This window comes from Bifidobacterium cebidarum (assembly GCF_009193305.1).
Lineage (GTDB): Bacteria > Actinomycetota > Actinomycetes > Actinomycetales > Bifidobacteriaceae > Bifidobacterium > Bifidobacterium cebidarum.
This window is the reverse complement of the sequence record NZ_WBVS01000002.1, coordinates 102,685-128,774: the sequence shown is the minus strand read 5'-3', so window position 1 is coordinate 128,774 and position 26,090 is coordinate 102,685. Positions and strand designations below refer to the sequence as shown.

The 26,090-nt window shown below is 60.1% G+C and carries 19 protein-coding genes and 3 pseudogenes; 11 read left to right on the top strand and 11 right to left on the bottom strand.

Annotated features, from left to right (window positions below; translation table 11 throughout):
- Positions 1-61: 61 nt before the first annotated feature.
- The 4 genes and pseudogenes from F7D08_RS09940 to F7D08_RS02760 all read right to left on the bottom strand — a co-directional run.
- A pseudogene (locus tag F7D08_RS09940) lies at positions 62-673 on the bottom strand (substrate-binding domain-containing protein); the annotation flags it as partial.
- Between the two features lie 257 nt (positions 674-930).
- The gene (locus tag F7D08_RS02765) at positions 931-2,022 is read right to left on the bottom strand and encodes an alpha/beta fold hydrolase (RefSeq protein ID WP_152209177.1); all 1,092 of its coding nucleotides are present in this window, start codon (positions 2,020-2,022) and stop codon (positions 931-933) included.
- A 23-nt stretch (positions 2,023-2,045) separates the two neighbouring features.
- Positions 2,046-2,882 (bottom strand): annotated as a pseudogene (locus tag F7D08_RS09935) (prolyl oligopeptidase family serine peptidase); the annotation flags it as partial.
- 92 nt (positions 2,883-2,974) lie between these two features.
- Positions 2,975-4,829 (bottom strand): annotated as a pseudogene (locus tag F7D08_RS02760) (DPP IV N-terminal domain-containing protein); the annotation flags it as partial.
- Positions 4,830-5,021: 192 nt separating this feature from the next.
- On the opposite strand from F7D08_RS02760, the gene F7D08_RS02755 reads away from it, so the two are divergent.
- From F7D08_RS02755 to pknB, 7 genes are read left to right on the top strand one after another with little or no spacing between them, the layout of a single operon-like run.
- A complete protein-coding gene (locus F7D08_RS02755) occupies positions 5,022-5,723 on the top strand; it encodes an FhaA domain-containing protein (RefSeq protein WP_044089509.1) in 702 nt (233 codons plus the stop codon).
- Positions 5,724-5,752: 29 nt separating this feature from the next.
- Complete coding sequence (locus tag F7D08_RS02750; RefSeq protein ID WP_152209175.1) at positions 5,753-6,274, top strand: FHA domain-containing protein FhaB/FipA; 522 nt, start codon at positions 5,753-5,755, stop codon at positions 6,272-6,274.
- A 4-nt stretch (positions 6,275-6,278) separates the two neighbouring features.
- Complete coding sequence (locus tag F7D08_RS02745; protein ID WP_152209174.1) at positions 6,279-7,943, top strand: PP2C family serine/threonine-protein phosphatase; 1,665 nt, start codon at positions 6,279-6,281, stop codon at positions 7,941-7,943.
- On the top strand, positions 7,940-9,691 hold the full coding sequence (locus F7D08_RS02740) for an FtsW/RodA/SpoVE family cell cycle protein (RefSeq protein WP_226803271.1): 1,752 nt from the start codon (positions 7,940-7,942) through the stop codon (positions 9,689-9,691). Before F7D08_RS02745 ends, F7D08_RS02740 begins: the two co-directional genes overlap by 4 nt.
- A complete protein-coding gene (locus F7D08_RS02735) occupies positions 9,688-11,154 on the top strand; it encodes a peptidoglycan D,D-transpeptidase FtsI family protein (RefSeq protein WP_152209173.1) in 1,467 nt (488 codons plus the stop codon). The genes F7D08_RS02740 and F7D08_RS02735 overlap by 4 nt, the downstream gene beginning before the upstream one ends.
- Positions 11,151-12,101 carry a serine/threonine-protein kinase gene (locus F7D08_RS02730; protein ID WP_100493214.1) on the top strand — a complete coding sequence of 317 codons (951 nt, stop codon included), beginning with the start codon at positions 11,151-11,153 and terminating at the stop codon, positions 12,099-12,101. Before F7D08_RS02735 ends, F7D08_RS02730 begins: the two co-directional genes overlap by 4 nt.
- Positions 12,098-14,146, top strand: a complete 2,049-nt coding sequence (gene pknB / locus F7D08_RS02725; RefSeq protein WP_404979641.1) for a Stk1 family PASTA domain-containing Ser/Thr kinase — start codon at positions 12,098-12,100, stop codon at positions 14,144-14,146. The genes F7D08_RS02730 and pknB overlap by 4 nt, the downstream gene beginning before the upstream one ends.
- An 88-nt stretch (positions 14,147-14,234) precedes the next feature.
- Here the strand turns inward: pknB and F7D08_RS02720 are convergent, their stop codons facing one another.
- From F7D08_RS02720 to F7D08_RS02710, 3 genes are read right to left on the bottom strand one after another with little or no spacing between them, the layout of a single operon-like run.
- The gene (locus tag F7D08_RS02720; RefSeq protein WP_152209172.1) at positions 14,235-14,879 is read right to left on the bottom strand and encodes an anthranilate synthase component II; all 645 of its coding nucleotides are present in this window, start codon (positions 14,877-14,879) and stop codon (positions 14,235-14,237) included.
- A gap of 53 nt (positions 14,880-14,932) precedes the next feature.
- Positions 14,933-16,060, bottom strand: a complete 1,128-nt coding sequence (locus F7D08_RS02715; RefSeq protein ID WP_152209171.1) for a class E sortase — start codon at positions 16,058-16,060, stop codon at positions 14,933-14,935.
- Between the two features lie 12 nt (positions 16,061-16,072).
- Positions 16,073-16,879: a DUF881 domain-containing protein gene (locus tag F7D08_RS02710; RefSeq protein WP_152209170.1), complete on the bottom strand. Its 807-nt coding sequence runs from the start codon at positions 16,877-16,879 to the stop codon at positions 16,073-16,075.
- Between the two features lie 88 nt (positions 16,880-16,967).
- Between F7D08_RS02710 and crgA the strand changes: the two genes are divergently transcribed.
- Positions 16,968-17,426 (top strand): cell division protein CrgA, encoded by a 459-nt coding sequence (gene crgA / locus F7D08_RS02705; RefSeq protein WP_152209169.1) that lies wholly within the window; start codon positions 16,968-16,970, stop codon positions 17,424-17,426.
- A 796-nt stretch (positions 17,427-18,222) separates the two neighbouring features.
- Here crgA and F7D08_RS02700 read toward each other — a convergent pair.
- Entirely contained in the window at positions 18,223-18,951 is a 729-nt protein-coding gene (locus F7D08_RS02700; RefSeq protein WP_152209168.1) for a rhomboid family intramembrane serine protease, read from the bottom strand.
- Positions 18,952-19,111: 160 nt separating this feature from the next.
- On the opposite strand from F7D08_RS02700, the gene F7D08_RS02695 reads away from it, so the two are divergent.
- On the top strand, positions 19,112-19,336 hold the full coding sequence (locus F7D08_RS02695; RefSeq protein WP_152209167.1) for a hypothetical protein: 225 nt from the start codon (positions 19,112-19,114) through the stop codon (positions 19,334-19,336).
- Positions 19,337-19,657: 321 nt separating this feature from the next.
- On the opposite strand, the gene F7D08_RS02690 is transcribed toward F7D08_RS02695, so the two are convergent.
- A complete protein-coding gene (locus F7D08_RS02690) occupies positions 19,658-22,102 on the bottom strand; it encodes a glycogen/starch/alpha-glucan phosphorylase (RefSeq protein WP_152209166.1) in 2,445 nt (814 codons plus the stop codon).
- A 308-nt stretch (positions 22,103-22,410) separates the two neighbouring features.
- Between F7D08_RS02690 and F7D08_RS02685 the strand changes: the two genes are divergently transcribed.
- Positions 22,411-22,860, top strand: a complete 450-nt coding sequence (locus tag F7D08_RS02685) for a sterol carrier family protein (RefSeq protein WP_152209165.1) — start codon at positions 22,411-22,413, stop codon at positions 22,858-22,860.
- Positions 22,861-23,035: 175 nt separating this feature from the next.
- On the opposite strand, the gene F7D08_RS02680 is transcribed toward F7D08_RS02685, so the two are convergent.
- Positions 23,036-23,404 carry a DUF3073 domain-containing protein gene (locus F7D08_RS02680; RefSeq protein WP_152209164.1) on the bottom strand — a complete coding sequence of 123 codons (369 nt, stop codon included), beginning with the start codon at positions 23,402-23,404 and terminating at the stop codon, positions 23,036-23,038.
- Positions 23,405-23,538: 134 nt separating this feature from the next.
- Here F7D08_RS02680 and trpS point away from each other — a divergent pair, with 134 nt between their 5' ends.
- Positions 23,539-24,630: a tryptophan--tRNA ligase gene (gene trpS, locus F7D08_RS02675; protein WP_152209163.1), complete on the top strand. Its 1,092-nt coding sequence runs from the start codon at positions 23,539-23,541 to the stop codon at positions 24,628-24,630.
- Between the two features lie 359 nt (positions 24,631-24,989).
- Here trpS and F7D08_RS02670 read toward each other — a convergent pair whose 3' ends face one another.
- On the bottom strand, positions 24,990-25,985 hold the full coding sequence (locus F7D08_RS02670) for a hypothetical protein (protein ID WP_152209162.1): 996 nt from the start codon (positions 25,983-25,985) through the stop codon (positions 24,990-24,992).
- Positions 25,986-26,090 lie beyond the last annotated feature (105 nt).

The following is a 26,090-nucleotide window of genomic DNA, read 5'->3' as shown; positions in this document are numbered from 1 at the left end:
CCACGGAATCCTTGAGCGTGGCGTTGCTCAGATCCTGCTCGCTCAACGGCTGGTCGCCGCCACGAAGCGCGGTCATAAAGGCCAGGTACGCGGAGGCACCCGAGTTCGATTGGGTGGCGGAGGTCATCGAGAATTTCAAGTCGCCATTGCTGACGGCAGCGAGAATGTCCGCCGTGGAGACCGGCTTGGTCTTCCCGGAATCATCCGCCCAGCCGAGGCTGATTGCCTTAGATTTGGCGATACCGAACACAATGGGCGTGGTGGAGGTGCTGGCGGCGTCCTTGACTATATGCTTGGTGTCTCCCATCGAAATCCACATGGAGGAGGCCGGCCAGACGGCGTCGTAGTTTTCGCCGCCGTTCTTGAGCGCGTTCATGATCTCCAACGAACCCATATAATGCATCGTGATGGCCACGTTGGATTGGTCGGCGGCCTTTTGAATGGCGGTGGCCACTTCCTTGTTTTCCGAGCCGGAGGCGATGTTGAGCGTGGCGGTCGGCTCCTTGCCGCCAGAGGGCTTGAATGTCTGGATATTGGCGTTGGCGGTATCCGAACCGTCATCTGAATTTCCGCCCAACAGATTGGACGAGCAACCGGCCAGCGCAAGCGCGCCGGCGCATACTACGGCCGCAACCGCTGCGGCGCGGCGACGAAGAGAAGAGACAATGCCCATAATTCCATTCTTCTCCCGCCTTATAAAGAGGGCTATACCTCAAGGTGACAGAAAAATGAACTCTAAATGAAGAACTACACTCGGCTACGTAGTTATCGATGAGTACGCGGTGGGACTAAGGCCTATCCACTACCCTTATCTCCCGAAATCCTTGCACTGCCACTCACTCAGCGCAAGGATTTCCGGAGAATGGTGGTTATTTCCCGAATTTCTTGCGCTGATAGGTGTTCGGCATCACACATCAACGGGCATTGTCATCAGTACGCGGCGCTGGCGATCATGGGGTCGTCGTAGAAGCTCAGAATCTTCTCGAGATATGGCTTATAGGTGCTGTTCGGCATCGAGAAGATTTCATGGCGCGACTCGGGGAAGCGCACCAGCGTGGCCTCGCCGCCACCATCCTTGACCAGTTGGATGAACTTGTTCTGCGGCTTGTTCAGTACCCAGATATCGTGGCCGGATTGGAACAGCAATATCGGCGTCTCCACCTCCGAGCATGCGGATGGCTTCAAGATCGCATGATTGAGCTTCAACGCCTGGCGCACCCATTCGAACGCGGCGCAATAGGTCTGATATTCCGGGTTGTCGCAGCGCAGTTTGAAATACCAGCGTTCACGCGCCTCGGATGCGCCTTCATTGCCCTTCATCGAGAACTCGGGCGTAAAGTCGCTTTGGCCGAACACACGCTTCTTGCCGAAGCCCAATCCGCATAACGCGCCCACAAGCACGCGTGCCACATTGAGTGGCATGCCGGTTGCGGGAGCGATCATCGGCGCGGAAAGCACGGCCTTATCGAAGAGGGTCGGGTACTGTTCCAATACCGCAGCGCCAATGCCGCCGCCCATCGAATGGCAGAACAGATTCAGGGGCATGCCGGCCGCATACTGTTGGCCGATGGTTTGCGCGAATGCGGCCAGATCGGTCACATAGCGGCGCCAATCATCAATCCACACCATGCAGGGGTTGTCGACGTCGCGCGAGGACTTGCCGTGACCTCGATGTTCCAGTACGCATACCGAGTAACCGGCGAGCAGGAAGTACCAAACCAGTTCGTCGTATTTTTCGGCGAACTCGGTGAAGCCGTGGCTGATCACGATGGCGCCGCGGAATGTGGCGGTGGCGCCCTCCTCGCGGATGGCGTCGAACTTGCCGGCGTCATAGCACAGGTAATGCAGCTGACCGGATCGGCCACCGGTGTCGAGCAATCCGGGCAATGGCTCGATTCCTGCCGCCCGCTCGGCGGCGGAAGGGTCGAACCAGCCTTCGTCACGGCACTGTTCGAGTGCCGGCAACACGGTGTCGCGCATGGTTTCGGCGTATTTGTTCTCGTCGATCATCGTCAGCTGCATGTCCCTATCTTAAAACCTTCCGCTCAGGCCAGTGCTTCCTTGAGGAAATCGCGCTGGAGAATCAACAGGTTCTCGGCCACGGTTTCATCGTTGGTCATATGGGTGATGCCGGTCAGCGGCAGGAAGGTGTGCGGTCGGCCCGCCGCCATCAGTGCCTGCGACAGACGCAAGCTGTGCGCGATGGTGACGTTGTCGTCGGCGAAACCGTGGATGAGCATCAGAGGGCGCTCCAGCTTGGGGGCATCCTGGATGATGCCGTTGCGGCGGTACACCTCCGGGTCGAGGCCGAGGTAGCGTTCGGTGTAGTGGGTGTCGTACAGCGTCCAGTCGGTGGGCGGAGCGCCGGCGCAGGCGGCCTTGAACACGTTCGGGGCGTCGAGCACGGCGAGCGCGGAGAGGAATCCGCCGTAGGACCAACCGATCATGCAGACCTTGTCGAGATCGGGAGCGGGCAGTGAGGATGCCTCAGCAGCAGCGCCGGCGTTGATCTCGGCAACCGCTTCGGGCAGTGCGTTGACGGCCTCGATCTGATCGGCAAGCGTCACGTCCTTCATATCTTCGAAGATCGCGCGGTCCCATGCCGGGCCGCGACCGGTGGTGCCACGGCCGTCCGCCGTGACCACGAGGAAGCCCTGATCGGCCCACCATTGACCTTCCCAATAGAAGGACTGCGCATCCACGACCTGCTGGAAGCCGGGACCGCCATAAGGCTTCATCAAGACGGGCAGGCTCGCGGCATTCGCATATGGACTGCTGGGGCTCGGCGCGATAATCGCGGTGTAGAGGCGATGCTCGCCGAGGCGGGTAAAGTGCACGTTCGGTGTGAAGCCCGGCTCGTCGGCATAGTTGGCGATGCTGGCGGCTCCACCGTGCGGCAGCTCGCCGTGCAGCATGGCATCGGCAATCGCATCCGTCATCTGCGTGGATGCCACCACATGCGTCATTTCGACCTTGGCATGCTCCATGTCGCGGCCGGTAATCACCATGCCGCACTTGCCGGCGGACACCGTCCACACGCCGGGGCGCGTGGTGACCGGCACCGCGGCGCAACCGGAGTCATCGCCATAGGCGCCGTCGTAATCGAAGATCACCACGTCGAAGCTGCGCGCGTCATGCTCACCACCGCGTTCAGACCAGACGGCCGGCACCTCGGGAGCCAAATCCGGCTCACGCTGCACCACGGCCATCACTGCGGCATCGTCCACGCTGAGCACTTCGCGCACGTTCCAACCGGCCGGCGTGAATGGGCGACCGTCCACGGTCAGGCGGTTCGTATCCGCTTCCATGTCATTCAGTGAGCACACCAGGTGGCCGCTCGGCGTGTAGGCGGGAGTGCCGGGCACCAAGTCGATCCACTGGTCGTTCGTGTGCTCCTCAAGCACGCGGGTCGCACCAAGCTGCGGAGCATCGTCGCCGTCCGCCAAGTCGGCGACATCACCGGAATCGATGGCGTCGGCAACAGTCAATTGCGCCCAAGCGACGGCAACGGTTTCATCCAGCGTTTCCGGCTCCTCGGCGGCGGCCACGGCCACCTCCAGCACCTGGTCGGCGGTCTGACGGCGGTTCTGCACGAGCAGCAGCGGATCGTGGCCTTCCGCCCAGTTCACCGCGGCCACATACTCGTATGCCTCGCGATCCCAGTCCACATCGGCGTTGGCGGTGATGCCGGCGTAGCGGTCGTTCTCGTCAAACGCCAGGGAGATCACGGTCAGGTAGACGTCGGCATTCTGGGTCAGCGCACGCGGGTAACGGCGGCCGGCGGCGGCATGCTCGGGATCGGCAGGGTCGCTGATGTACCAGGTCGGCTCGTCCGCGGTGTCGAAGGATTCGAACAGCACGTGGCGGGAGTCGGGCGACCACCAGAAGCCGTCATACCTATTCATTTCCTCGCCGGCCACGAATTCGGCCAGACCGATCTTCCATGTGTTCTCAGCCGGGTTGCCGTCCTCGTCTTCCACGCTGACGCCATAAATGGCTGTGATGCGGTCGGTGAACGGGCGTTGAGGCTCATCATCCGAATCCTCGCCGTACAGCCCCTCGCTGAGTGCCTCCTCCATGGCATCCGACTCGACATCCACGCCATCAGCCACATCGCCGGCAGGCTCCTCGGCGATATCAGGTTCGCCATGGGAGTCGGCAGTGGAAGCCGTCCAATCACCGATATCGACCAGCATCAGATAGGTGCCGGTGGTATAGAGCACATGCCCGCCATCCGGGGCGATGCGCGGGTTCAGCACCGGGGCATATGTGGCCGGGTCCTCGTCCAGCCACTCGCCGGCCAACTCGCGGGTGCGGGCCACCGGAATCGTGATGGCCACCTCAGTCTCACCGGACTCGCCGGACTCCGCAACCTCGCCGGCCCCCTCACCGTCAACCACCGATTCGACGGCGTCCTGCCAGTCGATCTCGGTCAAATACAGGCGGCCGTTAATCGTAAAGACCACACGATCGCCGGCCTTATCCACCGAATAGCTCACGATGCCGGTGCCGCCTTCGCGCGCACGTTCACGGCGGGCGCGTTCCTCGGCAGGCACGTTCTCGCTGTCCGCATCGGCGCCCAGCAGGTCGCGCGGATCGGCGAGCTTGGTCTCATGATGCTCGCCGGCGGCGTCGAACCAGCTCAGCCAAAGGGCCGTCACCAGGTCCTCCGGACCATCGGAGCGCAGGAACAACGCGGCCGAGCCGTCTCCTATGACTTTGGCCGAGCGCGGCGCGCCGCTGGTGAATCGAAGCGTGCGGGCCTTGCGGCGTGGGAAGGCGTTGATCGCGCCATTGACATCAACCTTGCTTTCAGCATGTTCACTCATGCCTTACAACCTACGCGCTAACCCAGTCATGCACCCATACCGCGCAATCCAAGTGGTGCACCGCACCCACCCACGCCCTAAATCAGCCCCGAATTTTTGTAAATTCTGCACCCATAACGCCCGAAATGGCTGTATTTTTGCACCATATTCCCACGGCCGCGTAGGATAGGTGACGATTAGAAAGGGAGGACTATGAGCGTTCTCGACCGTTTTGAAAAAAGCGTGGAGGGTGCAGTCAACGGAGTGTTCGCCAAGTTCGGCTCCAAAGATCTGCAGCCTGTTGATCTCTCCAGCGCCCTTGAGCGCGAGATTGACGCGGAAGCCATGCCGGTGGGCCGCGACCGCACGGTGGCCCCGAATGAATACCGTTTCAAGCTCAGCACCCCGGACTTCGACCGTATCGAGGCGTGGGGCAGCGAGACCTTGGCCAATGAGCTTGCCGACAACCTCACCGAATACGCCAAGAGCCAGCATTACGCATTCGTTGGCCCGGTGGTGGTGATCTTCGAAGAGGATCTGAACCTGACCAAGGGCAACTTCAACCTCACTTCCGAATCCGTGCAGGGCAACGCCGTGCCCGTCACCACCGACGCGCAGACCGAAGACAGCCCGGTGCTTGAGGTCAACGGCAACCAGTACCTGCTCACCAAGGAAAAGACCGTGATTGGCCGCGGCTCCGGCTGCGACATCGTAATCGACGATCCGGGCATCTCCCGTAAGCATCTTGAGATCGACATCACGCCGAACGGTGTGATTGCACGCGACCTGGGTTCCACCAACGGCACGTATGTGGAGGGCCATCAGGTGCCCGCCGCCACGCTGCTCGATGGCAACACCATCACCATCGGCCGCACGCGTATCCTGTTCTGGGCTTCCGCTCAGGCGCAGGAGTAGCCCCGAGCGCCCGCTCAAAGGTCGTTGCCATGACCGAATTGACTTTCGCCCTACTGAAGTATGGTTTCCTAGCCCTACTGTGGGTCTTCATATGGCTGGCGGTTCGTTCGCTGCGTCAGGACATCGAAACGTTCAGCCCGCGTCCTTCGCGTTCTCGCCGTCGCCGCGAGCGCGAGGCGCACAAGGTGAAGTCCGAAGCGCCCCAAGTGCCAGCGGCCCGCAGTTCCGCAGCGCCGGCTCCGGGCCGCCATGCTCAGCAGCCTACGTTGTTGGTGATCATCGATGGCCCGTTGGCCGGTAGCTCCGTGCCGCTCGCCGAGTCCGAAATCACCTTGGGCCGTGCCGCCTCGAATACCGTGGTGCTTGACGATGAATTCGTTTCCTCCCACCATGCCCGTGTCTATCTGGATGCAGCCTCCGGCCAATGGGCCATTGAGGATCTGCACTCCACTAACGGCACTGTGGTCAACCAGCAGCGCATCAATCGTCCGACGATTCTGCCTGCTCGTATTCCTGTGCGCATCGGTGCCACAACCTTCGAACTGAGGTAGCCGCATGCCTAATTCCGCCGCTTCACAACCGCTGTTCTTGTATTCCACCACCGTATCCGACGTGGGCACGGTTCGTGCGAACAATCAGGATTCCTCCTTCGCCGGCGAGCATTTGGTCGCTATATGCGATGGCATGGGCGGTCACGCAGGCGGCGACACGGCTTCCACCATCGCCATCCGCTCGCTCGCCCATATCGAGCAGGACGATACCGGCGGCGACGTGCAGGTCATCTCCAAGATGATGGAGACCTCCGTGATGGCCGCGCACGACGCGATCGTGGGCAAGGCCAAGCGCGAACGCAAGCTCGCCGGCATGGGCACCACGGTAACCGCCGTGGCCTTGGTCGCCGGCTATTGGGTCATCGCCCATATCGGCGATTCGCGAGCCTATCTGCTGCGCGACGGCCATTTGAGCCGCATCACCAACGATCACAGCTATGTGCAGCATCTGATTGACACCGGTCGCATCACCCCGGCGGAAGCGAAGAATCACCCGCAGCGCAACGTGGTGATGCGCGTGCTCGGTGATTTCGACATTGATCCGCACCCTGACATTTCCATTCGCCGCGCCCATCCGGCGGACCGCTGGCTGCTGTGCTCCGATGGCCTGTGCGGCGTGCTTGAAGACTCCACCATCGAAGAGACGATGACCACGCTCTCCGATCAGGGCGAATGCGCACAGACTCTCGTGCAAATGGCTTTGCGCGCCGGCAGCACCGACAATGTGACCGCCGTGATCGCCGACGCCACGCTAGCGTTGGACGCCGATGCGTTCGACCTGCCACACCAGACTCCGCTGGTCGGCGGCGCTGCAGGCAACAGCCTGGAAACGATAGCCGATATCGTCAACGAACCGGTGGCCACCGCGCCGGCATTGCGCGTGGATAACTCCCCGGCCCAACGCGCGGCCGCACTGATGCAACCTGCCAGCGCCCACGACAACGCGCCCGCCCAAGGCACGGCCGAGCCCTCCGGCGCACGCGTGGCGCAGCCGTCTGCCGTGCGCGAGGAAACCGGCGAGCGTGCCAACCCGGATACCGGCGAGATTCCGGTGGTGCAGCGCCCCGATGGCCGTATTTCGGCCGACCCCAACGACCCGGTGGTGGCACAGGCCATTCGCAAGGAGCAGGCGCAGCAGACCAAGGCCACGCACGTCAAGAAGCGTAGGATCCGCGCGGCACTGGTCTTTACTGTCATCATTGTGATCGCCGCACTGTTCGGTGTGGGCGGCGGCACGTATCTGTGGAGCCAGACCCGCTATTACGTGGGTAATAGCAACGGCAAAGTGGCGATCTACCAAGGCGTGCCCACCAACATCTTCGGCATGGAGCTCTCCCACGAGGTGAGCAGCACCACGATTTCGCTTTCCGAGCTGCCGCAAACCTGGCGTGACCAGATCAATCAGGGCATCGCCGTGGACTCGCTGGATGAAGCGCAATCTCATGTGGGCATTATCCGTACGGAAATGAATAAATTCCTGAAGCAGCAGAAGGACGATGCGTCCAAGAAGCAGGCCGGATCGTCCGATTCCGCAAGCGGATCATCAAGCGATTCCAATTCCTCCGATGATTCCTCGCAGTCTTCCGACACCAATTCCGGCGACGCCTCAAGCGCCGACCAGCCGAACATCGGCGCGGCGAACGACGCCGCCACAGGGGGCAATCAATGATCGTCACCCGCCTACGCCAGATCGGCCTATTGCTTGCCGCAATGGCCATCAGCGCAATTGCCATTGTTCAGATGTTCGAGCGCACCACCAACGCGCTGCCAACGGACTACCTGATGATGTTCGGCATCGCCACCGCATTGTTCCTGGTGCTGTGGGGCCTGATCGTGCGTTTCCAGCCGTATGCCAGCCAGGCGATCGTGCCATGCGTGCTGCTGCTCACGGCCATCGGCGTCACGATGATCGCGCGCATCGATCAGAGCCTCGACACCGCGGTGGCCAAGCGTCAGCTGATGTGGCTGTGCATCGCTCTGGTGCTTTCGGCGCTGATCATCACGTTCCTGAAGGATTACCGCGTCCTACGCCGCTTCTCCTACGTATCGATGGTGGTCGGTCTGGTGCTGCTCCTCTCCCCGATGCTGCCGGTGCTCGGCCAGGAGGTCAACGGCGCTCGTATCTGGGTGAAGATTCCCGGTCTCGGCTCATTCCAGCCGGGTGAATTCGCCAAACTGTTCCTCGCCTTCTTCTTCGCCGCATACCTGTTCGACCACCGTGATCAGCTGGCTGTGGGCGGCAAGAAGATTCTCGGCCTACAGCTGCCGCGCATCAAGGATCTGGGCCCGATCATCGTGGTGTGGATCGCTTCGATGGGTGTGCTCGTCATGCAGCATGATCTGGGCACCTCCCTGATGTTCTTCGCCATGTTCGTGGCGATGCTGTACGCGGCGACCGGCCGTAAGAGCTGGATTGTGATCGGTCTGATCGCCTTCGCCGCCGGCGCGGTGATGGCCGCCAGCGTCTTCAGCCATGTGGGGCAGCGCGTGGATGCGTGGCTGCACCCGTTCAGCAACGAGCAGTACAACATGAAGGTCGGCGGCTCCTGGCAGCTGGTCACCGGCATCTTCGGCATGGCTTCCGGCGGCATGGTCGGCACGGGCCTGGGGCAAGGCCACCCGGCATTGACCACGTTCGCCAATTCCGATTTCATCTACACCGCGCTTGGCGAGGAACTGGGCTTGACCGGCGTGCTGGCCGTGCTCATGCTGTACCTGATCATCATCGCCTCCGGTTTTATCGCGGCCATGAAAATCAAGGACGGCTTCGGCAAGCTCCTGGCCTCCGGCCTGGTGTTCACGATGGCGTTCCAGGTATTCACCGTGGTCGGCGGCGTCACCCTGGTGATTCCGCTGACCGGTTTGACCCTGCCGTACATGGCGGCCGGCGGCTCAAGCCTTATCGCCAATTATGTACTCGCCGCGTTGCTGATCGTCATTTCCGACGCGGCCAACCAGCCCGAGCCCGAACTCACGTCCAAGGAATTCCAGTACGAGGCGCTGGCCGTGCTGCGCGATAAGGAGCTTGAGGAGCGCGCCCGAGCCACGGAACCCATCGCCCGCCCGCGCACGGCTTCGGCCGCGCCCAACCGGTATGGGCTTGACGACCCGGACGGCGAAATCGTGGACACCACGCGCCGTGCGCCGGAAGTCCCCGCCAACACACGCGATTTTGGCGAATACACCGCGCCCACCGGCACCATGCCACCCGTGCAGTACGGCCAATTCACTGTGCCGTCCGAAGCCTCGCACGCCGGGCACGCTGCTCACGCAGCGCATGCCGCAACCATGCCGCCTACCCCACCAATGCCTCGGATGCCTGAAGTCCCGCCGATTCCGCCAGCATCGGCATCCGGCTATCCCACTGACGTTCAATCCACCCATCACAGCCCACGACATGGAGGTGCACGCGCATGAATAAGTATCTGCGCCAGTTGTTCACCGCCGTCGTCTGCCTGTTTGTGGTACTCGGCCTATCTTCATCGATCATCATGGCTGTTCGCGCCAATTCGCTCAACAATGACTCGCGCAACGCCCGTTCGCTGTACCATCAACTCGGCGCGTACCGCGGCGCGATCTTGGCCTCGGATGGCACGGTGATGGCACAGTCCGAGCCGGTGAACGATGCGTTCAAGTATCAGCGCACATATTCCAACGGCCCACTCTACGCCCCCGTCACCGGCTTCTTCTCCATCAGCCAGACCGCCGACCGCGGCTTGGAAGCCTCCCGCAGCATGCTGCTCAACGGTGAGGCCGATTCCCTGATCTGGCAGCGCGCCAAGGCCATGTTGACCGGCAGCGCGAACCAGGGCGCTTCCATCGAGACCTCCATCGACCCGAAGCTGCAGCAGGTCGCCTACGACCAGCTCAGCTCGCGTGACGGCGCAGCCGTGGTCTTGGAGGCCAAGACCGGCCGCATCCTGGCCATGGTAAGCACGCCCAGCTACGACCCGAACCAGCTGGCTTCCCACGATGCCACTGCCGCCGCCAAGGCCTATAACGATCTTGCGGCCGGCGAGAGCAGCCCGCTGATCAACCGCGCCACATCACAGCTGTATCCGCCAGGGTCCACGTTCAAAACCATCGTGGCATCCGCCGCGCTCGAAACCGGTGATTACCAGCTCGATACGCAGATTCCCGCAGGCGCCGCCTATACCTTGCCCGGCACCACCACGCAGTTGCCGAACGCAGCACCGCAGGCCAACGGCGCCGATGGAAAAATCACGCTGCAAAACGCCGTGGCCTACTCGTCGAACACCGCGTTCGCGCAGCTCGGCGTGGCATTGGGCGAGGATAAAGTCAGCGAAACGGCCACCAAGCTCGGGTTCGGCAGCACCATCACCATCGACGGCACCAACTCAACCGGCACGCCGATGACCGCCACCGCGTCCACGTTCCCCTCGGGAACCACTCCCGACCGGCTTGCGTTGGCCTCCATCGGCCAAGGCGACACCAAGGCCACGCCGCTTCAGATGGCCATGGTGGCCCAAGCCATCGCCAATGACGGCAAGCTGATGCGCCCCACGATCGTAGACCGTGTGCGTGCTTCGGATCTGTCGGTGATCAATCAGACCACGCCGCAGACGATGGCCAAGGTGTTCAGCAAAGATACTGCTGACAAGCTCACCACCGCCATGGAAAGCGTGATCACCGAAGCCAATCCCTCGCTGGCGATCGATGGCATCACCATCGCCGCCAAAACCGGTACCGCGCAAATCGGTGTCGATAACACCAGCATCGATGGATGGATCATCGGCTTTGCGCCTGCGGACGACCCGCAGATCGCCGTGGCGGTGATGGTGCACAACACTGATCTGCTCGGTTCGCTCGCCGCTGGCCCGATTATGCGCGCGATTATTCAGGAGGCTCTGCAGCAATGAAACTGATTGAAGGACAGCTCATTCACCGCCGCTATCGCCTCGATGCTCGTTTGGCGCAAGGTGGCATGGGCGAAGTCTGGAAGGGTTATGACATCCAGCTTGGCCGCCCGGTGGCCATCAAGGCGTTGCGTTCCGATGCCACGAACGCCGAGGCCAAGCTGCGCCGATTGCGTGCGGAGGCTCATAATTCCGCCAATCTCGCACACCCGAACATCGCCGCTCTGTTCGAATACTATGAGCACGACGGCATCGGCTTCCTGATCATGGAATACGTGCCGTCCAAGTCGCTGGCCGACCTGTTCCACGAGAAGGGCGCCATGGATCCGATCGAGCTGCTGCCGATTCTGATCCAGACGGCACGGGGCCTGTTCATCGCCCATTCGCACGGCGTGATTCACCGCGACGTGAAACCCGCCAACATCATGGTGTCGGACACCGGCGAAGTGAAGATCACCGACTTCGGCGTAAGCTACTCCACCGGCCAGGGCCAGATCACCCAGGACGGCATGGTGGTGGGCACCGCGCAATACATCTCCCCCGAGCAGGCCCAGGGCAAGCAGGCCACTCCACAATCCGATATCTATTCGCTGGGCGTGGTGGCGTATGAAGGATTGTCCGGCCACCGCCCGTTCACTGGAGCCACTCCGGTGGATATCGCGGCCGCGCATGTGAATAATCCCGTGCCGCCGCTGCCGGATACGGTCGATGTGCAGCTTCGCGAATTCGTGATGTCCATGCTGGCCAAGGATCCACTGGACCGCCCGAAGGATGCACTGGTGGTTTCCCGGACTTTGGCCCGTATCGAGCGACGTCTGCTCGACCAGCAGACCGAGATGGCCGATCAGACCATGGTGACTTCCAGCGTGCGCCCCCTACGCCGGGTGATGAGCACGCCACGCATCGTGTTGGATACTCCTGCCTCAAGATTGGGAGGGAATAAGCAATGAGCAACATGCCTAACGCACTGGCCGGAGGCCGTTACCAGCTGGGCCAGCTCATCGGACGCGGCGGCATGGCCGAGGTCCGTGTGGCCCTCGACACCCGTCTGGGCCGAACCGTGGCCGTCAAGATCATGCGCGCGGAACTGGCCAATGACGAGATCTTCCTCGCCCGATTCCGTCGTGAGGCGCGCTCCGTGGCCCAGATGAACAACCCGAACATCGTCAACATCTATGATTCGGGCGAAGAGACCATCACCACGGATGCCGGCGACACCGAGCGCCTGCCCTACATCGTGATGGAATACGTCAAGGGCCAGACCCTGCGCGACATCATCAAGGTGAACGGCGCACTGAGCCAGCGCGACTGCGAACAGGTGATGCTCGGCGTGCTGAGCGCCCTGGATTATTCGCATCGCATGGGCATCATCCACCGCGATATCAAGCCCGGCAACATCATGATTTCCGAGCAGGGCGTGGTCAAGGTCATGGACTTCGGCATCGCCCGCGCCTTGGATGATTCCGCCGCCACGATGACCCAGTCCCAGGGCGTGGTGGGCACCGCGCAATACCTCTCCCCCGAGCAGGCTCGCGGCGAGACCGTGGATATGCGCTCCGACCTGTATTCCGCGGGCTGCGTGCTCTATGAGATGCTGACCGGACGGCCGCCGTTCACCGGCGACTCCGCCGTGGCCATCGCCTATCAGCATGTGTCCGAAGTGGCGACTCCGCCGAGTGCCGTGGTGCCGGGCCTGCCGAAGATGTGGGATTCCATCGTGGCCAAAGCCATGGCGAAGGACCGCCAGAACCGCTACGCCACCGCCGCGGAATTCAAGAACGATATCCTGACCTACATGAACGGCGGCGTGCCGGTGGCGGCCGCGTTCAACCCGCTCACCGACCTGTCCAACGTGAAGGCCCGCAAGGAGGCCGAACGCGAACAGCCGAGCGCGCCGATGACCCAGGCCACGCAGGCATTCAACCCGGTGACCGGCCAGTTCGAGCAGGTTCCTTCCGCGAATGGCGCCGCCTCCCCGAACGCGCTGAAGACCCGTGCCGAGCAGCGTGCGGCAGCCGCAAAGGCCAAAAAGAAGAAGCAGATCATCATCGGCGCGATCACCGGCATTATCATCGGCATCGCCGTCGTCGCAGCGGTGGTGTTCGGCATGAACACGGCCAAGAAGAACACCGTGGAAATGGTGACCGTGCCGGCTTGTACCGCAACCACCTCGAAGGATGGCTTGGAGGCCAAGCTCAAGGCCCTGGGTCTTGATATGGTGGAGAAGCAGGATACGGATTCCACCGAGGCCGCAGGCACCTGCACGAAGATCACTCCGAAGGCCGGATCCAAGGTGGCCAAGGGTTCCAAGGTGACCGTATGGTTCTCTGCAGGCCCGCAGTCCGTGGCCGTGCCGGATGTGAAGAACATGAGCCAGGAGGAGGCCCGCACCGAACTCGAGAGCGCCGGCTTCAAGGTGAGCTCCACGGTGAAAACCGAAGACAGCGCCGACATCGAGAAGGATAAGGTGACGCGCACCGATCCGGCGGCCGGCTCGCCCACCGCCAAGGGTTCGACGATCACCATCTACGTGTCTTCCGGCATGACCACGATGCCGAACCTGGTGGGCCAGGCCAAGGATGCCGTGATCTCCCAATACAGCAGCCAGTTCAACTTCGTGGTCGAAGCCGAAACCTCGGATACCGTGGAGGCCGGCTCCATTAGCCGGACCGATCCGGCGGCCGGCACTTCGATCGAACAGGGCAGCACGATTACCATCTGGGTCTCCACCGGCAAGGAGAAGGTCACCGTGCCGTCCATTAGCGCCGGCACCGATTACGCCACGGCCAAGCTGCAGTTGGAAGCCGTAGGCCTGGTGGCGGCCGCGAGCGGTCCGACCGACAGCACTGCAGTGGTGGTCAGCATTGACCCGGGCGCGGGCACCCAGGTGGATAAGGGTTCCACGGTGACCATCACCACCAAGGCAGCCACAACGACCGGCAATGCTGCTACCGGCAACAACTCCACCGGCAGCAGCACGGACAAGGAACAGTGACCGCTCAAGGAAACTCAGCGAAGCTGAGGGAGAGAGGCTAACGGTAAAGGAAAGGCATCAGCTGCAATGCTGATGCCTTTCTTCGTTGTTACTTCGTCACCTTGGGCTGCAGTCCGGCGGACTTCGCCACGGCGTTCTCCTGACCGCAGACCTTCAGCCAATTGGCCAGCAAGCGGTAGCCGTCCTGAGTCATCACGGATTCCGGGTGGAACTGCACCGCGTACATCGGCTTGTCCTTGACCTTCAACCCCTGCACGATATGGTCGCCCTCCGTCCATGCGGTCACCGTCAACGTGTCCGGCACGGAATCCGGCTCAACCGCCAGCGAATGGTAGCGGGTGGCGGTCATCGGATTGGCCACGCCATCGAAAATCTCGTCATCGATGTGCTCCACCAGGCTGGTTTTGCCGTGCATAATCGTCGGCGCATGGTCCACCGTGCAGCCATACACCTCAGCGAGCGCCTGCAATCCCAGGCATACGCCGAACATCGGCACATTCTTGGTCGCGCACAGGCGAATCATATCCTCACTGGCACCGGAGTCGGCCGGAGCACCCGGGCCGGGAGAGATCAGCACGCCATCATAGCCATCAAGCACGCCTTCAGCTGCAGGGTCGATGGCATCGTTGCGCACCACGTCCACCGTGGCGCCAAGCGTTTTCAGATAGCCCACAATCGTGTAGACGAACGAATCGTAGTTATCCACCACCAGAATGTGTGCGGAATCGGTCATGCTGCTCTCCTTGAAGTCGACTTGCATGCCATACTACTTCAGCAGCGTCGGTTTTACTCCGGAACGGCCACGAAGTTCGACATCTGGCGCAGGAACGGGATGTTGCTGGCCGCCCAGGGGAACGTCCACTGGAACAGTGCGGTGGAGGCCGCGAACAGCAGCAACAGCAGCAACAGCCATCGAATCGGCATCACACCGGGCTGCAGCCTGACCAGCAGGCCATAGATACTGGCATCCGGACGGCGGCGTTCACCCAAGCGGATGGCGCGCAGCACCGGCCAGCGCCACGCCACAGCGGCGGCGATGAACAGGATCAGCCAAGCCACCAGCGCCAGATACACGACCTTGTCCAGCGAGCCGATTTTGGATGCGATGGATGGCGTCTCGGAGATGGCGAACTTCACCGCGCCGGATGAATCGGTGGTGGTCAGTTCCTTCGGCACGCCATCGGACACTTTGGCCCAGTAGGAGAGCTCACCGTAGCTAATCCACCGATGTGTTGGCGTGGTGTACTTCGGCTCGCATGTGGTCATCGTGATCATGCGTTTGGTGGGCTCCACGCTGGAGTTCTCGGGATTGGGCGCGATTACCCAGATATCCGTGGGCAGCACGATTTCATAACGCGTGTAATGGTAGATGTACCAGTAATCCTGTGTGCGCACGATAATCGGGTCGCCTTCTTGGAGCTTATCCACGTCGCCAAGCGGCTGGCCATAGCCGTTGCGGTGCCCTGCAAGCGCAAAGTTGCCGATTTGGCCGGGCATTTGAGAGCTCTGGTAATGGCCCAGACCGTGGCGGTTAATCTGTTCAAGCGTGGTGCCTTCCACCAGATTGCGATGCCATTGGCTGCCGAAACGCGGAATATACACTTGGGCGATCAGGTCGCCGTACTTGGGGTTCTCCGGCTGTACCGGCGGCTCGCCCTCCTGAGCCTTGGCGATCTTTACCTCACCGCCATTGGCTGCGGGGTCGGACCAGTTCACGGATTTGGTGGTCTCGTTTTGAATCTGCTCGGCCTCCACACCGGTCCACCACATCTGCCAGACGATGTACAGCGCGCAGACTGCGGCCGCGGTGAGCAGAATCTCCGCTAAGATGCCCAGCGCCTGCCATAGCGGGCCACGTCGAGACTGGGGAGTCTGCACCCGCACCGCACGACTGCTATGTGTACCATGCCTCATGACGACTCGCCCCTACTCTTCATCTTTGGCCTTCGCCGTATCGACTGTGGCGTATTTGAATTGCTGCAGCAACGCGGTGGTGGCTTCAAACTGCAGGTTGTCCTTGTTCTCCACTTTGTATCCGATGCCGAATGCGCTGACGTATTGCTTCAGAATGGTGATGGCCTTCGAATCATTCAATGCCTTGCGCATCGCAGTCGGGTCTCCGATGGCGGAGATGGTGAACGGAGGTGCGTACTTCTTGCCGTGGATGGACAGCACATTGCCCGAGCAGATCACCGCCGAGTTGAACAGCACACGCTGGTCCATGATTTTCATGGCTTCCGCGCCACCTGCCCACAACGCGTTCACCACGGACTCCACATCCTGCTGGTGAATCACGTAATCGTTGATATTGGCGGTGGTGCCATTGTCGTTCACCGCGTTCTCCCACAGCGGGGAATCATCCAGCGTTACAGTCACGCCTTCGCCGGAAAGCGCGGGCAGCATCAGGCTGGAGTCGCCGCCGTCGGTGGCGTCACTGGAGGTGTCGCTGCTGCCGGAGCCGTTGGCGTCACCGGAGCTATCGGAACCAGTCGCATTGATGGCATCGGTAAGATTATTGACCTGCTTCTGCAGATCGTTGACATCGGCTTGCAGTTGGGAGACTTCCGCCACGCTATGCTCCACCAGGTCTGCGGTGTCGTTGTTGACCGTGGTGGTGCGGTTGACGCGCACATTCGTGCTCAGCAGGAATCCGGTCAACGCAATCAGCACGAACGCGGCGACTCCGCTGAGCATGGAGCGGCGCGCACTGTGTTTCCCTTGATGCTTGGCCATAAAAATCCCGTCTTTTTACACGGTTTGTCGCTGCTTTCGAGTCTAGCCACTATTATGACTTTTAGCCTATTGAATGGAGAATACGCTGATGGCTGACGAAGAGCTGCACGAAAACGACTCGAAGGACCAGAAGGACTGGCAGAATGAGACCGCATCCGCCGATGCCAAGGCCACGGAGAGCACTGACACCGACGCCAACGCCGCTGCTGACGAAGACGAGACCTATGGTGTCGACATGGACAAGGTGCAGGCGGTGCTCAACGCTACTGCCGACAAGGCATCGCTGACCCCGCAGATGCAGCGCATGATGAACCGCCAGGCAGAAAACACCAAGCGCGTTGAGGAGACCATCAAAGGCACCAAGTCCAACCCGCGTTGGTTCGTGCCGGTGTTCTGCGCGTTCATGATCATTGGCCTAATCTGGTGCGTGGTGTACTACCTCTCCCCCTCCGGCGCCTGGCCGATTCCGAACATCGGTGCTTGGAACCTCGCAATCGGTTTCGCGCTGATCATGATCGGATTCCTGATGACCATGGGGTGGCGCTGAGCTGCTAATGGACCTGCGCCGCTTCAGCGTAGTGTTGATATCGTATTGAAGATCGACTTCCCGCAATGGGAAGTCGATCTTTTTTATTCCCACTACGTCTCCTTAACGGCAACGACTCATGCAAGGTGTTGTGCACAACTAGGTGGCCGCACTTGATTTATCCCCAACTATCCACCACTTATCCACTAGTTATCCACATGCTTATCCACACAATGTGGATGAATTACATTCCTGTAGTTTTCCACAGAATGTGGAAAACCCGGTGGATAAGTAGTGGATAACCCGTGGATAAGAAGGGTTGAACGGTGCATAAGTAGTGGATAACCATGGATTATCGACACAATATGGCTTTATAGGCACCTGCGGTGTTGTGGATAGTACCCAGTTATCCACAACGCCTCAGTGATGAGTTATTCACAGGCAGTCACCCAAACAATTCGATTATCCACACCAAGCCCGAGTTATCCACCGTCTTTTCCACAATTGTGCACAACTATCCACTCGCTTCGGTGACCTCGTTATACACGCCCCTATATCTAGCGTTTCGATTCCCAAACAGCCCCCATATCTCGCCACCGTGGCGGAGAGGCTGTGGATAACCATCAGAGTGGCTCATTTTTTCGCAGATAAGCCACTCTTCGTGAAAAGAGGCCACTGACGAGCGCTCAGCGGCTTCTTGTCACGAAATACGGTCTGATTCCGAAAAAACACGCCACTCAGTCATACGCAGTGGCGTGTTTTCACGAGGTTGGGGATTCTCTCGAAACAATGATCCTCTCTTAGGAGCCCATCATCACTAGGCATATGGATTGGCGATGTTGCACAACACAATCGCGATCACCACCAGCATTGTGACGGACCATCCATAGACCTGCATACGCCAAGTAAGGCTTTTATGCCGCCAGACCGGCAAACCGCTGGTCAACAACCAGGTCAACAGGCCGCCGATCAGGAATCCGCCGACATGCGCCTGCCACGCCACACCGCCCACAACGAACGGCAGCGCGAAGTTGATGGCCATCCAAATCATCATCGACCGAATATCGGCGCCGATACGGCGATACACCACCAATAGGGCGGCGAACAGGCCGAAAATCGCGCCGGATGCGCCATAGGCGGCCATCTGCCATCCCTTGCCGTCTGGCGCGCACACACCCCAGACCATTAGCCCCAGCGCCCCACCAAGGCCTGAAATGACGTACAGCCCGAGAAAGCGCCAATGTCCCATCATGCGTTCGAGCACCGGCCCCACGGAATACAGGGCAATCATATTGAACAGAATGTGCATGATGGTGTTCGGCGCATGCAGGAACATCGAGGTGATTGCGGTCCATGGGCGAGACACCATCGTCATCGGCGACTCCATGCCCTGATAGATCAGCAGCCCCTGCAGAAGCGGCGAGATAAAGCCCAGCAACACTTCGATCAGCCATACGACTGTGCACGCGGCGATAATCGCCCAAGTAATCACTGGACCGCCACGTTCCCAGGAATATCGTATTTCGCGTTTATTCGGCATATGCATGCAGACCACTGTATCGGAAATGCGCCAGCGTGGACCGTTCGGCAAATCGCCCGGGCACTTCAATCCACCCAATCGACACAATCATCGGCCTAGAATAGGGAGCAGAGTCGGTCTTGAATGGGCATGCCGACCAGACGATCCCTCAAAGAAAGGAGCCGTCATGGAGAACAACTCTTCTTCTAACGGTTGGAAGTTCTTCGCACTGCTGTTTGGTGCGGCACTGGCTGCAGTCATCGGTCTGTACATCTACAAGCAGCAGAATCCGGATTATGATCCGTGGGAGGAGCCGTGGGAGAACAGCTCTTCGCCGGTGGATCTGGGCCTGAACAAGGCTGAGGACAAGGGCGATGAGGAGGAGCCCGAAGCCGCACCGGCCGAAGCCTGATTTCCAGCTTTATACACCAAAAAGCCCCTGTAGTTTTACGCTACAGGGGCTTTTCTTATCGTTCATTAACGCTGACGCTGGAGGGGTGGGAGTATGTATCCCGACACACTCAAGGCCGTTCGGCCAAGCTTACGGTCGGGATGCACACTCCCGCCCCTCCAGCTACGTTCCAAGCCTTAACTTACGTCAGGCCAGCGGACCGGTGTGCCAGAGTGCGGAGCCGTTAAGCAAACAGTCCAGTGGACTGTTTGTAGGCGACGCCGAGCGATGACAGTCGCGAGGCAGGAACCAGCGCGCATCAGGCGCGCCGGTTCCGAGCCGTCAGGCGAGCGGACCGGTGTGCCAGATGCGCTCCAAATAATCCTCGATCGAACGGTCGGAGCTGAAGTAGCCGGAGTTGGCCACGTTGAGCAGGGCCTTGCGGTTCCACTCGAGCGGATCGCGGTAGAGCTTCTCGATCTCAGCCTGGATGTCGGCGTAGGCGGAGAAGTCGGCGAGGGCCATGAACCAATCCTTGGTGAGCCAGTCGGCCACGAGCGGAGCGTAGGCGTTGCGGTCACCGTTGGAGAAGGTGCCGTTGGCAACGAGGTCGATGGCCTGCTTCAGGCGAGGATCGGCCTCGTAGTACTTGGCCGGATCGTAACCATCGGCGTAGAGCTTCTCGACTTCGTCCACGGTCATGCCGAAGAGGAAGAAGTTCTCGGCACCGACGCGCTCACGAATCTCGACGTTGGCACCATCGAGGGTGCCGACGGTCAGGGCGCCGTTGAGAGCGAACTTCATGTTACCGGTACCGGAGGCTTCCTTACCGGCCTGGGAGATCTGCTCGTCGAGTTCGGTGGCCGGGATGAGGTTCTGGGCCATCTCGATGTTGTAGTTCGGGAGCATGTAGACGGCGAGCTTGCCCTTGACGTCCGGATCGTTGTTGATGACCTTGGAGACGTTGTTGATCAGCTCGATGGTCATTTTGGCCAGGTAGTAGCCCGGAGCGGCCTTGGCGCCGAAGAACACGGTGCGGGGCAGGATCTCTTCAGCGTTGAGGCTGCCGTTCTTGAGGGCGGCGTACTGGGAGATGACCAGCAGGATCTTCAGGCTCTGGCGCTTGTACTCGTGCAGGCGCTTGACCATGGTGTTGAACAGGGTGTTCTCGTCCACGTCGATGCCGTAGTGGTCCTTGGCGAAGCCCACGAAGGCGTGCTTGTTGGCGGCCTTGACGGCGGCGAACTTCTTGACGAACTCGTCGTCCTTGGTCAGCGGGACCAGGCCCTTGAGCAGCTCAAGGTCGGAGATCCACTTGTCGGTGCCGAGACCCTCGGTGATGAGGTCGGACAGGCCCGGGTTGGCGAGCTTGACGAAGCGGCGAGGGGTGACGCCGTTGGTCACGTTGGTGAACTTGGACGGGTAGGCGTCGGAGAAGTTCTTCAGGGTGACGTCCTTGAGCAGCTGGGAATGCAGCTCGGCAACGCCGTTGACGTGGGATCCGCCGTAGGTGGCGAGGTAGGCCATGCGGACTGCGTCACCGGTGTAGATGCGCATGTCTTCGATGGTCTTGTCGTCGATGCCCTTGCCCTTGAGCTCGTCTTCGAACTGCTCGTTGATCTTCTTGATAATCTCAAGGTGGCGCGGCAGCAGTTCGCCGATGAGGCTGGCCGGCCAGACCTCGAGGGCTTCCGGCAGCAGCGTGTGGCAGGTGTAGTTGAAGGTCTTCTGGGTCACGGTCCAGGCGGTGTCCCAGTCGTAGCCGTACTCATCGATGAGGATGCGCATGAGCTCCGGGATGCCGATCACCGGGTGGGTGTCGTTGAGCTGGAAGGTGATCTTGTCCGGGAAGGTGGTCAGATCAGGCTTGTCCTGGCCTGGGTAGAAGACGCGGATGGCGTCGTGCAGGGAGGCGGAGACGAAGAAGTACTGCTGCTCGAGACGCAGTTCCTTACCGACCTTGGTGGAATCTTCCGGGTAAAGGATCTTGGAGATATTCTCGGCCTTGACCTGCGGCTTGACGGCGTCCATGTACTCGGAGCGGTTGAAGGCGAGCAGATCGAACTCGTCGTAGCTCTTGGCGGTCCACAGGCGCAGGGTGTTCACACGGCCGGAAGCGTAGCCCGGGACCAGGTAGTCCACCGGGACGGCGCGCACGGACCAAGCCGGCTTCCAGACCTTCTTGCCGTTCTCCTCAACGACTTCGCCACCGAAGGAGACCTTCTGGTCGCGGTTGTAGTCGATGTGGCCCCACGGCTCTTCGTTGTTCAGCCAGTAATCAGGGGTTTCGACCTGCTTGCCGTTCTCATCGAAGGTCTGCTTGAAGATGCCGTACTTGTACTGGATGCCGTAGCCGAAGGCCGGCACGCCCAGGGAAGCAAGGGAGTCGATGAAGCAGGCGGCGAGACGACCCAGACCACCGTTGCCGAGGCCCGGCTCGTATTCGGCGTCGATGATGTCCTTGGGTGCGAAGCCCAGGGACTCAACAGCCTTGTCGAACTGTTCGGTCAGGCCGGCGTTGAGCAGGGCGTTCTCCAGCTGCTTGCCCATCAGGAACTCAGCGGAGAGGTAGCCCACAGCCTTGGTGCTGCCGTTGACGGTATCGGCCTGGGTCTTGAACCAAGCATCGGCCAGATGGTTGCGCACAGCCTTGGAAGCGGCGACATACACATCAGCAGCGGTTGCCCGCTCGGCAGTGACGTTTTGAGTGTACTTGAGTTGTTCACGAATCTCGTCAGCGAACTGGTCCGCGGTGACGGGAGACTTTGGTGCGGTAATTTCGGTCATTCTGACTTTCCTTCCGGGATAAGTGCCCGAGATTATTATGCCGCGCGCTTGGTATCGCGGCATAAACGTAAGCATGAACTCTCTGTAACGTCATCGACATCGAGGGATGCATACGTTCTCATATCGAGGCTATCACAAGGCATTATCATACGCCTACACACTCGCATGTCATCGTTTTCATGGAACAGTCATGGATTGGATTGTCTCACGGCAGAGGTCTTTTACCCGCGCGTGCCCGTCATGGTAACCGGCGTGGCGGGCAACGTAGTTCCCCTGCCTCCGGTCGGTGATCGCACCGGTCTCGTGCCATGATGGAGCACATGGCAGTCATATTGGAAAAAGATCTTGAGCGCGGGCGGATCGCCTTTGGGCAATGGCATGACGCCGCGCACGAAGCGTTGGAATCATCGCGATCATCGGGCAATGCAGACCCAACGGCGGCAATCGCCATTCATCCGGCATTGCCGCGCAGCACGTGGGCCATGGCCGTGCGCTATTCGCTGTTCCTACTGGAGCGGCGGGCGCCCGGCCCCGGCGTGGAGGTGCGTGTGGCACCGTGGGGTGCGGTCAAGATTCTGGACGGCCCTGAATCGGATCCGCATAACCTGACACCACCGGACGTCATCGAACTCGACCCGGATGTATGGCTGCGGCTCGCATGCGGCATCACCAGCTGGGCGCAGGAGAAGGACGCCGGCCATATCAGCGCGGTCGGCGAGCGTGATGACTTAAGCGGTCTGCTGCCGCTAGCACGCTAACCGCGATATACGACTGGTCGGCGGGGGCATGTGTCTCGACACACCCAAGGCCGTTCGGCCAAGCCTACGGTCGGACACATGCCTCCCCCGCCGACCAGTCGCCCCCCATAGTTCTCCATAACGAAAAAGGCACCTGCTCCACACAGGTGCCTTGAAGTATGGTATTTGCCACCAATCACTGCTTGGGCTTGAGCGCGCTCGGAATCGGGCGAGGCTTCGGCATCGGAATTGGCTTATGCGGGGCTGCCGGCTTGGCCGAAGTCTTCGGGAATTCCCCACTGGTCGCCTTGGCCGCAGCCTCGGCAGCCCACTTGGCGTACTCGTCAAGATCGTCATCCGCAACAGGAGCCGAGACGGAATCCGCAGATTTCGCATCAGTGTCCACATATTGATCTTCGACGTCGGCAAACGGATCCACAGACCCGGTTCCCGGCTCTTGCTCGCTCAGTTCCTTGGCCAGCTCATCGTAATCAGTGTCGGTGGTCAGATACTTCAGCTTACGGGCAATTTTCTGCTGTTTTGCTTTCTGACGTCCGCGGCCCATCTGACCCCCTGAAATTACTGTGCTGTTCGATTCATCAACTTAAGAGAGTACCACCTAATATGCGCATGTTCGTTGTCGGCTCACACTTTTACCATAAAAGCGTTTATTTTAAGGCTATTTCAAAGGAATCCGGCATGACCGACGAGCAGAAACTGACAGCGGCAGGCAACGAGATGAGCGCAAGCTTCCTCGCAGCGAAGAAGCGTTCCGACGAGACGCTCGCCAAGCTTGAGTCCAATCCCTCGTCCTTCACCATGCTGACCGGCGACCGTCCGACCGGCCGCCTGCACCTGGGCCACTACTTCGGCTCCATCCGCGAGCGCGTCGCCATGCAGGAGCGTGGCGTGAACACGAACATCATCATCGCCGACTATCAGGTGATCACCGACCGCGACACCACCGAGCATATCCAGGACAATGTGCTCAACCTCGTGCTCGATTACATGGCCGCCGGCATCGATCCGAACAAGACCATGATGTTCACCCACTCCGCCGTGCCGGCCGAGAACCAGCTGCTGCTGCCATTCCTCTCTCTGGTCACCGAGGCCGAGCTGCACCGCAACCCGACCGTGAAGTCCGAGATGGAGGCCTCCGGCCATGCGCTGACCGGCCTGCTCTTGACCTACCCGGTGCATCAGGCCTGTGACATCCTCTTCTGCAAGGCCAACGTGGTGCCAATCGGCAAGGACAACCTGCCGCACGTGGAGATCACCCGCACCATCGCACGCCGCTTCAACGAGCGCTACGCCAAGAAGAACCCGGTGTTCCCGGAGCCGGCCGCCATCCTGTCCGACGCGCCTGAAATCCCTGGTCTCGATGGCCGCAAGATGAGCAAGTCCTACGGCAACTCCATCATGCTGGGCGCCACCGCCGAGGAAACCGCCAAGCTCATCAAGAAGAGCCCCACCGATTCCGAGCGCCGCATCACCTTCGACCCGATCGCACGCCCGCAGGTCTCCGCCCTGCTGACCACCGCAGGCCTCGTGACCGGCCGCGATCCGAAGGAGATCGCCGAGGAGATCGGCGATGCCGGTGCAGGCGCACTGAAGCAGTACGTGATCAAGTCCGTCAATGAGTTCCTGGCCCCGCACCGCGAGCGCCGCGCCGAGCTCGCCAAGGACATGGACTCCATCCGCGATATTCTGCACGACGGCAACAAGCGCGCCAACGCCATCGCCGAGGAGACCCTCGACCAGGTGCGCGAAGCCATGGGCATGAAGTACTGAGCTTTAGTTCAATCCAGTCAAGGTCCGGGACATCCCCATTCGGAATCGTCCCGGACCTTTGCATATTCAATATTCACCCACGCTTCTCAACGGCAAACGCACACGGCGACCGCATTATTTTTGCGCTTATCTGCTTTGCAAGGGGTACATGGGCTCCATTGCGAATGTCTATCTGTTTTGCAAGGGGTACCCATTCCAATAAAACGCATATACATGCGCCGTCATTGCGCCACTCATACATAGGGTTGCAGGCGGCCAATACCCCTTACAAAGCAGATAGACCTTCGCGACACATCAGATATACCCCTTACAAAGCAGATACCTTTCCATATCATGTATTCGCAATGCATGGGCGCACGCTAATACCGAGTCTCATCGCATAACGGCGCTAATGGCAACAGCGGTTTGAATCTCAACCTTTCATGCAATGGCTTACGTCGCTTTCCACGGCCATCGCACATCTGAAGAATGGTTTTGCGACGGGTCAATGCCACACGCTTGCCAGTGATCTCCTGCATGTGTTTGGCAATTCGTAGCGCAAGTGCTTCTTCGGCGCACTCATCACCGATATCTAATTTGGTCACTTGAATGTAACTCCATCCAGCGTCCTCGATAGCTTGCCTTCTTCTTACATCACTGAGCCATTGCCCCGCATGATGAGATCCCTCATATTCGATGCAGATCTTGAATTCGGGATAAGCCATATCGAGGTAAAGCGGTTTTCTGCTGTTCCCAAGAAAGATCGGATAATTCACTTGAGGGCAATCCAACCCATACCGTGAGGGAACGAATCGAGTACGGCTCTCCATCGAGGAATCAGTGCCACTTCTCGCTAGAATCAGCGCACGTCTACAATTCTCATAGCCCTTGAACAGCTTCGCCGCATCTCCTGCGGCACGTGTTGATTGAACTTGCGATTCCACAGCATCAAGATATGCCACGAAATCTTCAACCCTCGCTCGGCGCAGACGCCTGTCGCGGCGCATCATCGAATCGGCGAGTACGATCAGCTCCTCCAAATCCAAATATGAGGCGAGCATGGCCCAGGTGCAAACCGGCGATGTACAGGAAAATTGCCTTTCTACGAGCACCTTATCCAAAGCGAAAGGCCAAATCACCGCTTTCACTCCATGGACGCGGTATTTGGCATTAGCATGAGGGACCGCGACGAATGTCACGTCCCGCAGCACTTTGCTTTTCGCAGGGAAACGAGGTAGCTCAATCGCCTGAAGCTCCAACGACGTCGTCAGAGCATAAGGTGGCCTCCAATTACTGCGCTGCTGAATCTCGAAACATGCTTTCATACGTTGGTGCTTCACTGCGGTCAATTCCGTCAATGCGATTGAACTGCCCATTACAATCACCCCTTCGTGATATGCGTAACTGCGTGATTGAGTCTAAGGTCTTGCGCCCACGCCTGTCGACCGCCTCATTTTTCCGGTGGATAAATGTGGATAACT